This is a genomic window from Streptococcus acidominimus (assembly GCF_001921825.1).
Classification (GTDB): domain Bacteria; phylum Bacillota; class Bacilli; order Lactobacillales; family Streptococcaceae; genus Streptococcus; species Streptococcus acidominimus.
In genome coordinates, this window is record NZ_MSJL01000001.1 from 45,661 (window position 1) to 58,705 (window position 13,045).

General features: G+C 42.9%; 11 protein-coding genes. 1 reads left to right on the top strand and 10 read right to left on the bottom strand.

Features of this window, described 5'->3' with window-relative positions; genetic code table 11:
- Positions 1–3: 3 nt before the first annotated feature.
- The 9 genes from pstC to BU200_RS00240 all read right to left on the bottom strand — a co-directional run bounded on the left by pstC (position 4) and on the right by BU200_RS00240 (position 10,240).
- Entirely contained in the window at positions 4–849 is an 846-nt protein-coding gene (gene pstC, locus BU200_RS00200; protein ID WP_075098227.1) for a phosphate ABC transporter permease subunit PstC, read from the bottom strand.
- A gap of 10 nt (positions 850–859) precedes the next feature.
- Positions 860–1,735, bottom strand: coding sequence for an extracellular solute-binding protein (locus tag BU200_RS00205; protein ID WP_075098228.1), 876 nt, complete (start codon positions 1,733–1,735; stop codon positions 860–862).
- 1,127 nt (positions 1,736–2,862) lie between these two features.
- Positions 2,863–3,933, bottom strand: coding sequence for an ABC transporter substrate-binding protein (locus tag BU200_RS00210; protein WP_075098229.1), 1,071 nt, complete (start codon positions 3,931–3,933; stop codon positions 2,863–2,865).
- Positions 3,930–4,703 (bottom strand): ABC transporter permease, encoded by a 774-nt coding sequence (locus BU200_RS00215; protein WP_075098230.1) that lies wholly within the window; start codon positions 4,701–4,703, stop codon positions 3,930–3,932. Before BU200_RS00215 ends, BU200_RS00210 begins: the two co-directional genes overlap by 4 nt.
- Positions 4,703–5,503 carry an ABC transporter permease gene (locus BU200_RS00220; RefSeq protein ID WP_075098231.1) on the bottom strand — a complete coding sequence of 267 codons (801 nt, stop codon included), beginning with the start codon at positions 5,501–5,503 and terminating at the stop codon, positions 4,703–4,705. Before BU200_RS00220 ends, BU200_RS00215 begins: the two co-directional genes overlap by 1 nt.
- Positions 5,487–6,641 (bottom strand): ABC transporter ATP-binding protein, encoded by a 1,155-nt coding sequence (locus BU200_RS00225; protein ID WP_075098232.1) that lies wholly within the window; start codon positions 6,639–6,641, stop codon positions 5,487–5,489. The genes BU200_RS00220 and BU200_RS00225 overlap by 17 nt, the downstream gene beginning before the upstream one ends.
- Positions 6,642–7,034: 393 nt before the next feature.
- Positions 7,035–7,937 (bottom strand): UDP-N-acetylmuramate dehydrogenase, encoded by a 903-nt coding sequence (gene murB / locus BU200_RS00230; protein WP_075098233.1) that lies wholly within the window; start codon positions 7,935–7,937, stop codon positions 7,035–7,037.
- Positions 7,938–8,088: 151 nt separating this feature from the next.
- A complete protein-coding gene (gene thrB / locus BU200_RS00235) occupies positions 8,089–8,952 on the bottom strand; it encodes a homoserine kinase (RefSeq protein ID WP_075098234.1) in 864 nt (287 codons plus the stop codon).
- Between the two features lies 1 nt (position 8,953).
- Positions 8,954–10,240 (bottom strand): homoserine dehydrogenase, encoded by a 1,287-nt coding sequence (locus BU200_RS00240; protein WP_075098235.1) that lies wholly within the window; start codon positions 10,238–10,240, stop codon positions 8,954–8,956.
- Positions 10,241–10,339: 99 nt separating this feature from the next.
- On the opposite strand from BU200_RS00240, the gene BU200_RS00245 reads away from it, so the two are divergent.
- A complete protein-coding gene (locus BU200_RS00245) occupies positions 10,340–11,293 on the top strand; it encodes a polysaccharide deacetylase family protein (RefSeq protein WP_075098236.1) in 954 nt (317 codons plus the stop codon).
- A 982-nt stretch (positions 11,294–12,275) separates the two neighbouring features.
- Here the strand turns inward: BU200_RS00245 and BU200_RS00250 are convergent.
- Positions 12,276–12,857, bottom strand: coding sequence for a xanthine phosphoribosyltransferase (locus tag BU200_RS00250; RefSeq protein WP_075098237.1), 582 nt, complete (start codon positions 12,855–12,857; stop codon positions 12,276–12,278).
- Positions 12,858–13,045 lie beyond the last annotated feature (188 nt).

The following is a 13,045-nucleotide window of genomic DNA, read 5'->3' on the forward strand; positions in this document are numbered from 1 at the left end:
TGACTACTCCTTTTTATACATCATATAGAAAGTCGTATTGATGATTAGTATGAAGATAAAGAGAACAACTGCCGTTCCTATCAGTGCTTCCCGGTGCAAATCTGTTGAATACCCCATCTCCATTACAATATTGGTTGTAAGAGTTCGCACGCCAGAGGTCAATGAGCTAGGTATCAACGCCTGATTACCAGCGACCATGATGACAGCCATCGTCTCCCCCATCGCTCTTCCTAATCCTAAAATGACACTCGCCAAGATTCCCCGTCTTGCTGCTGGCAGGAGGATGAAAAAGATGCTACGCTCATGAGAAGCCCCTAGTGCCAAACCACCTTGATAATAGCTCTCTGGAACTGCACGCAAGCTCGCTTCTGACACACTAATAATAGTCGGTAAAATCATAATACCAAGTAAGATAGAAGCGGTTAAAACTCCCATCCCGTGACCGCCGATATTATTCCGTACGAACGGTACGAGCACAACCAAGCCGAAGAAGCCATACACGACAGACGGAATACCCGCCATCAGGCTCACAGCCTTTTTAAAGTAAGGGTACCATTTTTCGTTGCAAAAAAATGCCAAGTAGAGGGAGGTCAAAAGCCCGATCGGAACACCGATGAGCAAGGCACCCAGCGTCACATAAAGGGAGCCAACAATCATTGGCAAAATCCCAAATAGATGATTTGAAGGTTTCCAGTCCAGTCCTAGGAGGAAGTTTTTCCAACCGATTTCCTGAATGGCAGGTAAACCTGCTGAAAAGAGAAAAATACAAATAAAAATAACGGATAAAACGGAGAGGCAGGCAGTCATAAAAAAGACTGCTTGCATTCCGGATTCTCTGAATTGGCGCATGACACTCCCCTTATTTTGAAATGTAGGCTGACCATTGCCCTTCTTTACCAGTATAAATATCCTGTACTTCTTGAACTGTTAGTCCAGCTAATGGATTATCTTTATGAACAATCAGCACAATACCGTCCATTGCAATGGCTGTTGCAGACACACCTTTTGATGTTTCAGAGTCTTTCAACTCACGTGATGCCATCCCAATATCGGCGCTTCCTTCAATAGCACTCGTTACCCCTGTTGAAGAGTCACTTTGCTGAATTTCTACTGTTACTCCAGCGTTAGCTGTTTGATAGGCTTCTTTCAATTTCTCCATAACAGGATTGACAGAACTTGACCCTGCAACAACAACCTTTCCAGACTGAACTTTTGACTGATAAGCTGCTCCTGCTTCCACAGGAATGTAGCCTGTTTTTTCAACAATAGCCTGTCCATCTGGACTTAGAATAAAGGATATGAAATCTTGTGCAGCATCGCTGACTGACTTTTGAGTGACAATATTGAACGGACGCGCAATTTTATATTCTCCTGATATAATCGTTTCCACGCTAGGTGTTACACCATCAATCTCTAGTGTTTTAGTCGTTCCATCCAATGCTCCTAGTGAGGCATAACCGATAGCACTGCTATCACCAGCAACTGTCGTCAACATAACCGCAGTTGAGTTGGTCACAATAGCCTGCGTAGTAGTATTGTCTACTTTCTTGCCTTCTGCATCCTTGGTTTCGATACCAAATAGCTCAATAAAGGCTCCACGAGTTCCTGAACCTTCCTCACGAGACACAACAGTAATCGGCTGATCTGCTGTATTCGCTTCTTTCTGACCGCAGGCCGCTAAAAGACCTAGACAAGCAAAACCAATAGCTGCAATTTTTGTAAAACGATTTGACATATAATCATCAACTCCTTAATATTTATACCCCTATTTTACAGGTTGACTATCAAATCTTTTCCCTTCTTTCTGTAAAGTTTTTGTAAAATTAAGATACGAGGGCGTTTGACACGAGTTGCACTCGTTTTATTTCCGACCTTCAACAGTCTATTCCTAGACTGTAGAAGCGAGCAAAGCAAAAATAGGAGTTTTGACGCAGAACATTTAAACGAGAGTTTGCTTCGCAAACTTCTATTACCCGCCTCTAAAGGTATACTATACCTTTAGAGCTAGGAAAAACTATCCCTAAAGGGAGCCATATCTGTAACCAGTTAAAACTGGAACAGCTACGTCTCTTTTTTGCACAGCTCGTAGCCCGAGTTCAATTATAAGATGTGAAGCCGTTAAGAAACCGAATGAAAAATAGGAAATCGAAGCAGGTTGCTTTACAACCAATGAGATTTATCTTTTTTCCGAGGTTTTAGGCTGAACTCAATTAAACAAGATACAAGAGCGTTTGACACGAGTTGCACTCGTTCTATTTCCGACCTTCCACAGTCTATTCCTAGACTATTTGACACGAGTTGCACTCGTTCTATTTCCGACCTTCCACAGTCTATTCCTAGACTGTTTGACACGAGTTGCACTCGTTTTATCTCCAACCTTCAACAGTCTATTCCTAGACTGTTTGACACGAGTTGCACTCGTTCTATTTCCAACCTTCAACAGTCTATTCCTAGACTATTTGACACGAGTTGCACTCGTTCTATTTCCAACCTTCAACAGTCTATTCCTAGACTATTTGACACGAGTTGCACTCGTTTTATTTCCAACCTTCAACAGTCTATTCCTAGACTGTTTGACACGAGTGCTACTCGTTCTATTTCCAACCTTCAACAGTCTATTCCTAGACTATTGAAGCGAGCAAAGCAAAAATAGGAGTTTTGACGCAGAACATTTAAACGAGAGTTTGCTTCGCAAACTTCTATCTCCCGCTCTAAGATGTGAAGCCGTTAAGAAACCGAATGAAATTTAAGACACAAGTCAACAAAATATCCTTATATTTACATCATTTCGAGACATTACATGGCTATATGCACCAAAAACACATTGAGCCGTTCTGAATGGTAGGCTCAATGTGTTTTTCTTTATTTACGATACATCTTAAATTGTAGGTAGAAATCGTTGTAATCGCCTAGGAGTTTGCGACCAAGATTATCGTATACTTCTAGTTTTTTCAATGTTTCTTCTGAAGGGTAAAAAGCCTCATCATTTTTCACATCATCTGGCAGCATTTCCTTAGCCTTGGTATTCGGCGTTGCATAGCCGATATATAAGGCATTTTGGTAGGCATTTTCCGGACGTAGCATAAAGTTGATAAAGGCATAGGCTCCGTCAATGTTTTTGGCTGTCTTTGGAATGACCATATTGTCAAACCAGAGATTTGAACCTTTTGAAGGTACGACATACCGCAACTGTTCATTCCCATCAAGCATTTCACTCGCCTCACCCGAGAAACTCACTGCAATCGCAGCGGCATCTTGGATCATGTAGCCCTTAATTTCATCAGAGACGATAGCCTTGATGTTGGGCGTCAATTCGTAGAGATAATCCGCAGCTGCCTCTAGTTCTGCCTTATCACGAGAGTTTAAGCTGTAACCGAGGGCTTGAAGACCGATTCCCATCCCCTCACGGGCACCGTCTACCAGCATGATGTTATCCCGGTATTCTTCTGACCATAAATCTTCCCATTCACGTGGAGGATTGTTCACCATAGCTTCGTTGTAAACAATGCCCAGAGTTCCCCAGAAATAAGGAATAGAGTAATCATTGTTCTCATCAAAACTTAGGCCGAGAAACTTAGGATTGATATGTTCAAGTCCCTTGATTTTTTTCTTATCTAGCTTCACAAGAAGATCTTCATCCATCATCTTGGAAATCATATATTCAGACGGAATGGTCAAATCATAGGTCGTTCCACCCTGCTGGATCTTGGTATACATGGCTTCATTAGAATCAAAGGTCTGGTAGTCCACCTTGATCCCTGTTTCTTCTGTAAACTTCTCTAAGAGAGCAGGGTCAATGTAGTCTCCCCAGTTATAGATGACCAATTTTTCCTTTGTCCCCTCATTGGACTGGCTTTCTAGCTTGTGGCTAATAGCAAAGAGGGCAAGGACAATTACGGTAATCCCGATTAAAAAGGAATATAGACGTTTCATTCGTTGACCTCCTTTTCACGAGAGATGAAATAATAACCCACCACTAATAAGATACTAAAGAGAAAGACAAGGGTTGAAAGGGCGTTGATTTCAAGGGAAATTCCTTGGCGGGCACGGGAATAAATCTCAACCGAAAGATTGGAATAACCATTTCCTGTGACAAAGAAGGTCACCGCAAAATCATCTAGGGAATAGGTAAAGGCCATAAAGTAGCCCGCAATGATGGCTGGTGTCAAGTAGGGCAACATGATTTCCTTGAGCATCTGGAATTGGCTTGCACCCAAGTCATAGGCTGCAAGCACCATGTCAGCATTCATTTCCTTGAGACGTGGCAGAACCATCAAGACCACAATCGGGATTGAAAATGCTACGTGGCTCAAGAGAACCGAAACAAAACCAAGTTGGAAGCCGATCACAGTGAAGAGAATCAAAAAACTCGCTCCAATCATGACATCTGGCGCTACCATGAGGATATTGTTGATAGAAAGCAGCATATTCTGCCATTTTTGCTTGCCTTGGTAGATATAAATGGCTCCAAAGGTTCCGATAATCGTGGCAATCAAGGAGCTAAGGAAGGCTAAAAGAAAGGTTTGCGCCAAGATGAGCATCAAGCGACTATCACCCAGCATGGATGAAAAATATTCCGTGGTAAAGCCTGTAAAGCCGTTCATGTCTCCGCCCTCATTAAAGGCATAGGCAATCAGGTAAAAAATCGGAAGATAAAGGACAAGGAAGGTAATCGTCAGGTAAACTTTGCCAATTTTTTTCATTATTTCTTCCTCTCTTTCGTTAGCCACATGGTCAAGAGCATGGCTAGAATCAAGACTACACCGATAGTGGAGCCCATTCCCCAGTTTTGCGTGGTAAGGAAGTGTTGCTCGATTGCTGTACCAAGCGTAATCACACGGTTACCGCCAATGAGGCGCGTCAGCATGAACAAGCTCAAACTTGGAATAAAGACAGCCTGCACCCCACTTCTAACCCCATTCATGGAAAGAGGAAAAATCACCTTGGTAAAGGTTTGCCAAGAATTGGCTCCCAAGTCACGGCTAGCATGGATAAGATGTTGATCCAAATCATCCAAGGCATTGAAGATCGGCAAAATCATAAAAGGAATTTCAATATAGCTCGCGACCGTAATGAATGAAAAATCAGTAAAGAGAAGCTGCTGGGTTCCCAAACCTAGAAATTCTAAAAATTGATTGATAGACCCGTGTTGACCAAAGATACCGATAAAGGCATAGGCTTTCAGGAGCAAATTGACCCAGGTCGGCAAGATAATTAACATCAACCAGAGCTGCTTATGTTTTAACTGCGTGAGAAAAAAGGCAGTCGGATAGCTAATCAGTAGGGTCACAAGGGTAATAATTCCTGCATAGAGAATTGAATTCATACTCATCCGCAGATAAGTCATATTAGGAGAATTAAAATAGGTCTGGTAGTTGGCTAGCGTAAGATTGCCATCAATATCAAAAAAGGATTTGTAGACAATCATAGCAACAGGCGCTAGGACAAAGAGGAAAATCCATAAAGCATAAGGAAGAGCAAATAATCTAGAGGTTTTCTTCATTTCGTTCCTCCTCGATGGCATTGATCAAACCATCTTCGACTTCTTCAACCTCCACATATTCTTCGATACGAGCATCAAACTCTTCTTCTGTTTCATTGAGACGCATGATATGAATATCTTCAGGCTCAAAGTCTAGTCCGATCACCTCGCCCTCAATCGCCTTACGGGTCGAGTGAATCATCCACTCATTGCCCAAGTCATCATAGGCAATAATTTCATAGTGGACACCACGAAAGAGCTGGGTATCGACTTTCACCCTTAGCTTCCCCTCATCTGGTAGGGTAATTTGCAGATCTTCTGGACGGATCACAACCTGAACATGTTCGTTTGGTTTCATCCCACCGTCAACTGCTTCAAAACGCTTACCGTTAAACTCAACCAGATAGTCCTCAATCATTCGACCAGAAATAATATTGGATTCGCCAATAAAGGTGGCAACAAAATGGTTAATCGGCTCGTCATAAATATCAACCGGTGTCCCCGATTGAACAATCTCACCGTCATTCATAACAAAGATCCAGTCACTCATGGCAAGCGCCTCTTCTTGGTCATGGGTCACAAAGACGAAGGTGATGCCTAAACGCTGCTGCAATTCACGCAGTTCATACTGCATATCAGTCCGTAGCTTCAAGTCGAGGGCTGATAGAGGCTCATCAAGCAAGACCACTCGCGGCTCGTTGATAATAGCACGTGCAATTGCTACCCGCTGGCGTTGACCACCTGACAATTTTTGAATAGCACGTTTTTCATAGCCTGCTAGTCGAACCATTTTCAGAACTTCTGTCACACGCCGCTCAACTTCTTCCTTGGGAATTTTTCGTAATTTAAGGGGAAAGGCCACGTTTTCAAAAACAGTCATGTGCGGAAAAAGTGCATAAGACTGGAAGACCGTGTGGACATCACGCCGATTGGTCGGTACATCATTGATTCGCTCACCGTCCAGATAAATATCACCCGAAGTAGCATCTAACAGCCCTGCAATAATATTCAAAATGGTGGATTTTCCTGAACCAGAAGCACCTAAGAGGGTGTAAAATTTCCCTTCTTCTAGCTCAAAATTGATATCCTTTAAAACGACTGTCCCACTATCTTCAAATACTTTTGAAACGTTCTTAAATTCGATAATTGGTTTCTTCAATTCTCATAATTTCCTTCTTTATATGGATTACAGATTAAAGGCTCTGTTAGGCCTTTTCTGACTCTAAGGTATGATCACTACCTTCTATACTACCGGTTACGATAGGCTTCACCTCCCTTACTATGGACTTTCCATTGGTTACTCTCTTCCTATTTCTTTAAAATCAAAAAGAGACTTTGTCAACTTGTGTCTTAGTGGAAATAAGTTTCTACTCTTTCAAAATCAAAACAACATGTTGTTAGCTTGCCTTGATGTCATTGAGTACGAACTATGCCCCAAAGCTATGAGATACCTTTGAAGAGAAGTTTGCAAAGCACCCCCTCTCTAACTTCTTCGTCATGTTTCCTAATTTTCGGTCTCTTTTTTGACGTCCTCGTATCTTGTTTTGCTATATTAGTCTAAGGAATCTCCTAAAATCCGTACTTCACGCTCTAGGGTCACTCCTGAATGTTTTTTTACAGCTTCAATGACATATGCCACTAAATCTTCGTAATCTTGGGCAGTTCCATCTGCGACATTGACCATGAAGCCTGCATGTTTCTGAGAAACCTCAACACCACCGATACGGTGCCCTTTTAATCCTGCTTCCATAATCAATTGCCCTGCAAAATGACCTAGCGGACGCTTGAAGACTGATCCACAAGAGGGATATTCCAAGGGCTGCTTCAGTTCACGCAGATGGGTCAAGCGCTGCATTTCTTGCTGAATCATTGTATGGTTCCCGGGTTTTAAAGCAAACTTTGCTGATAAAACAATAGCGCCATTCTCTTGTAAGATAGATGAACGATAGCCAAAGGTCAACTCACGAGCGTCCAGCGTTTCTACATAGCCTTTTGGCGTTAAAATCTGGGCTGAAACCAGAATATGGGAAATCTCACCACCGTAGGCACCCGCATTCATAAAGACTGCACCACCGATACTTCCGGGAATACCGCAGGCAAATTCAAAGCCCGACAGAGAGTGATGGGCAGCAACCTGAGTGGTTTGGATCAGATTAGCACCTGCTTCTGCCTCAATCGTATATCCTGATACGGTAATGCTATTTAGCTTGTCCATACGAATGACAAAACCGCGGATCCCACCATCGCGCACGATAATATTACTAGAATTACCAAGCACCATCCAGGGAACATTTTCCCGATTTGCAAATTCCACAATCCGTACCAATTCGTAGCGATTGCGGGGAAAGGCTAAATAGTCCACTTTACCCCCAACCTTGGTATAGGTATAGTCTTTTAGAGGCTCATCGAAACGAATATCGATTTCTACTAACGTTTGTTTGATTTTCTCTTTCATCTTTTCTTACTCCCAAAGTACATTCAGTTTATTATACCAAAATTCCTAATAGAAAACGATAAAAAAGAAACAAAAGAAGCGATTCCCTGTTTCTTTTATCTATGGACTGTTGACCGACTCCGTCAAGACCACAAGGAAGGTTCAAGATCCCTTATGCTTCTACACGGACACCCTGTTTGTCAACGTTTAAAATAAAGCACTCTCCGTCTAATTGTAAGGCGTCAATTGCTTCTTTGACAGCCTCTTCTTTAGCTTTTTCTGCCAAGACCATAACCGTTGGTCCAGCTCCTGATAAATAGGTCGCATACGCTCCCAATTCAGACCCTAAGTGACGAATCGGGTAAAATTCCTGAACCAGTTTTTGGCGGAAAGGCTCGTGGAACAAGTCTGCTTCAATCGCTTTGCCAGCCTCCGCTAGATCTCCCGTCAGCAAGGCTGCGATAGCTACGTTGGCAATGGCACTTGCCGCAACAGCCTTTTTGGATGAGAATTGCGTCGGTAATACCCCGCGGCTCTCACTGGTCCGCAAAGGATAATTGGGAATAAAGGCGATAAAGCTAGCCTCTGGAAACTCCGTCACAATCTTGGCTACTTTTTTGTTGACATAACTTGAGATGACCAAGTTGCCAAAAATCGCTGGCGCAACATTGTCAGGATGTCCTTCGATTTCCGTTGCCAAACATAATTTTTCATCAGCACTTAACTGCAAATCAGCCAATTGGTTAGCCAGTTCAATTCCTGCTACAATAACAGAACTTGATGAGCCAAGACCGCGCGCTAGGGGAATATCACTGATCATGCGGACGTGATGTGGTTGTAAATCTGGACAGACCTTTAGAGCCGTCTTAATCAGAAGATTGTACTCGTCTGATGGAACGAACTCTAAATCATGTTCGACAAACCACTTATCCTGCGCCTGTACGACTTCAATGGTTAGGTATTTGGACAGGGCGACCCCAAGAGAATCAAATCCCGGTCCAATATTGGCACTCGTTGCTGGGACAATTATTTTCATCTTACTCCCCCAATACTTTGAAGGTGTTTTGAAGCGTGAAATCTCCAGCTGCTGCTAACTTAGCCGTCACATTTTCCAGCTGGGTCTTGCTCATACTATGCGTCACAATGACTAGACGTGCTTGCTTGCCATCAGAAGCCTGCTGAAGGATTTGCTTAAAGGAAATTTCCTCAGCATTGAACATTTCAGCCAACTGCAACAAGGTTCCAGTTTTATCAGGTGCCACGATAGAGAAATAATACTCACTACGCACATCACCCGGCGCCGCCAGTTGAAGTGGACGAGAAAATTCGTTAAAGGCCTTGCCGACAGTCTGATCTTGCAAACGGCGGACAATGCGGATAATATCTGCCGTCACACTAGCTGCGGTCGGTTTTTGCCCAGCTCCCGGGCCATAATACATTGATTGACCAATACCGATTGACTCCACAAAAACAGCGTTCATCACACCATTGACACTGGCTAAGGGATGAGCTTTCGGTAAGAAAGTCGGGGAAACTTCTGCTGACAAGCCAGAGGCTGTCTCGCGAATATCACCGACCAATTTGATGACATAGCCCAATTCCTGCGCCACCGCTACATCGTCTGGTGAAATCTTGGAAATCCCCTTGTGTTCAACATTGTCAAAGTCAATAGTCATACCGAACGCAAATTGGCTAAGAATAACAGCCTTATAAGCCGCATCAATCCCCTCTACGTCGTTGGTCGGATCAGATTCGGCATAACCCAATTCTTGAGCTGTTTTTAAGGCTTCTTCATAGGTCCAGCCCTCATCTACCATCTTGGTCATCATGAAGTTAGAAGTCCCATTCAAGACCCCAAGGACACGGGTTACCTTGTCAGATACAAATGAGTTGGACAGGGTTCGTAAGATGGGAATGCCACCCGCAACCGCTGCTTCATAATAAAGAGCTACCCCATGCTTTGTCGCAAGCCCCCGCAACTCACTACCATGCACCGCCAATAAATCTTTGTTGGCTGTTACAACATGTTTACCAGCTTCCAAGGCACGACTAATGAAGGTCTTTGCTGGCTCAATCCGTCCCATTAGCTCGACAACAATCTGAATCTCAGCATCTGCTAAAATCTCATCAACATTTGTCACAAAATGGTAAGTATGTCCTGCTGCTTCTAGGCGCTCTTTTTCCGCATTATCACGCACCAAGACCTTGGCGATTTCAATCTCTTCCTGAGCAGCTTGCTGAATCTTCTCTGCATTTTCTTTCAATAAGAATGGAATACCACTCGCTACTGTACCAAATCCTAATAGACCAATTTTCACTGTCATACCTACTCCTTAAAAAAACTATTTTTATTATTATAGCAGATAATCGAAGCAGTTGGCAAAAATTTTGCTATAATAGATACAGAGAAAAAGGAGGTTCTTATGCCCGAACAAAGAAGTCGTTCTAAGCGAATCAATCGAAAACACCGGAAACATACCAAGCACCTATGGAGCGTGGTGGCTAGCTTGCTGGTCATCCTAGTAGCTACCATCATCTATCTCAATCGTAATGCTATTCTAGAACTTGTCAATCCTAGCCCACAGCAGGACAAGACAGTCACCACCACTTCGACATCAACTTCACAAGAAGTAAGCCCTGATCCGAGCCAAGTTAATCAGACAAGTAGCGAGGACATCATCTGGGAAAAACAAGCAGAGCCTGTCAAGATTCCGATTCTCATGTATCATGCTATCCATGTGATGGCTCCTGAAGAAGCCGCCAATGCCAATCTGATCGTTGATCCGACTACGTTTGAAAGTCATCTCCAGGCATTCCAAGAAGCAGGCTACTATACTCTTACACCTGAAGAAGCCTACAAAATCCTAACAGAAAATGTCCTGCCGAAAGACAAAAAAGTCGTCTGGCTCACTTTTGATGACAGCCTCTGGGATTTTTACAGTATCGCGTATCCGCTACTCAAACAATACAAGATGAAAGCAACCAATAATGTCATCACAGGCGCTACTGATACGCAGCCAGATCACTTGACTTTGGATCAAATCAAGGAAATGCAGGAAAATGGCATGTCCTTCCAAAGCCATACAGTCAACCACCCCGATTTGGAATATAGTACACCAGAAACACAACAGGCTGAACTAAAGAACTCTAAGGAGTATCTGGATCACAATCTTCATCAGGATACCATTGCTGTTGCCTATCCTGCAGGTCGCTATTCTGGACAGACCATAAAAACAGTCGAAGATGCCCACTATAAACTCGGAGTAACCACTAACGAGGGACTTGCTTCTGCTGCTAATGGACTGCTCACCCTCAACCGCGTCCGTATCCTGCCTGTCACTACCGCACAAGCCTTACGACAAACGATCGAAGAGTAAAAGCTAGCTCTAAGCTATTACTATCAAAACCCAAGGAGGCAAGGAAATCGCTGAACACCAGTTCTACCGTCTCTTTCGACTACTTTTGATTTTCCTTGGATATTAGCCATAGACTATAAAAACGAACAAAAGTTTGGAGTTTATCGCCAATTTTTGTTCGTTTTTCTATAATCTGACTTGTCCTTTGTGAATGCGCTTTGAGTTTTGAACGAGGTTTGTATCTTGTTTAATTGAGTTCAGCCTAAAACCTCGGAAAAAAGATAAATCTCATTGGTTGCAAAGCAACCTGCTTCGATTTCCTATTTTTCATTCGGTTTCTTAACGGCTTCACATCTTATAATTGAACTCGAGCTACAACTCACTGACAAAGCGTAATCGAAAAGTTGAGCAACTCTAGATTAAGACACAGTAGGCATCTGATTGTCGCTAACACGCCAATCTAGTTGCCTTTGTGGGGGTCTCACTACGAAGCGAACCGCTTCTGTTCGGCCGCCTATTTTGTCTAGGAGTTGCTTCCACAGTCTAGGAATAGACTGTGGAAGGTGGGAGATAGAACGAGCAGTGCTCGTGTCAAACAGTCTAGGAATAGATTGTGGAAGGTTGGAAATAGAACGAGTGAAACTCGTGTCAAACGCTCTTGTATCTTGTGTAACTGAACTCGGACTAAAAGCTCGGAAAAAAGAGACGCAACTGTTGTAACTTTAGTTACTTGCAGATGTGGCTCCCTTTAAGGATAAACATTCCTAGCTCCAAAGGTATGGGATACCTTTGGAGGCGGGAAATAGAAGTTTGCGAAGCAAACTCTCTCTAATCTCTTCGTCATGTTTCCTAATTTTCAGTCGCTTTTTTGACGTCCTCGTATCTTATTTAATTGAACTCGAGCTACAACTCTCTGACAAAAAGACCAATCTCATTGGTTGCAAGACAACCTGCTTCGATTGTCTATTTTGTCTAGGAGTTGTTTAACGCTCTCGTATCTTATTTAAACATCTGCTTCTTTAAATACAACTTGACCGTTTTCAAAGCGATCCAATCGTGCAAGAGAAACGACGGGATAGCCTGCGTTTTCTAAATTCTTACGGCCTTGTTGAAAAGATTTTTCAATGACGATACTAACAGCTACTACCTCTGCACCTGCCTGCTCTATGAGGTCAATCAGACCCTTTGCAGCTTCGCCATTTGCTAGAAAATCATCAACGATTAGCACGCGATCCTTAGGGCTAAGCAAACGTTGGGCAATAGAGACTGTACTTGTTACCTGTTTGGTAAACGAATAGACTTCTGTCGTTAAAATCCCCTCGGTCATTGTAATATTCTTTGATTTTTTCGCAAAAATCATTGGCACCTGCAAGGCGTCTGCCGTATAGAGGGCAGGGGCGATACCAGACGCTTCAATGGTCACTACTTTGGTAATACCCTCCTGTGCAAATCGTTCAGCTAAGACTTGAGCAATCTCTTTCATCAATGCTATGTCTACCTGATGGGTCAGAAAAGAATCTACTTTTAAAATGGATTCCCCTAAAACCTCCCCCGCAGTCTGAATCTTGGCTTCTAAACTTTTCATTTCCTCTCCTTTTCTTCAAGTTATTTCTTTCTATTCTAGCTTTTTTTATAATCTTTTTCAATGTAAAATAAGAGACTGGCATAATAAAGTCAGTCTCTTATTTTCGTTCTGATACTCTTCAAACATTAAAAGCGTATTGTGTCAACTGCCTCGGTAGCTAAAAGCTCGGAAACAGTTCAAGAGTGAGC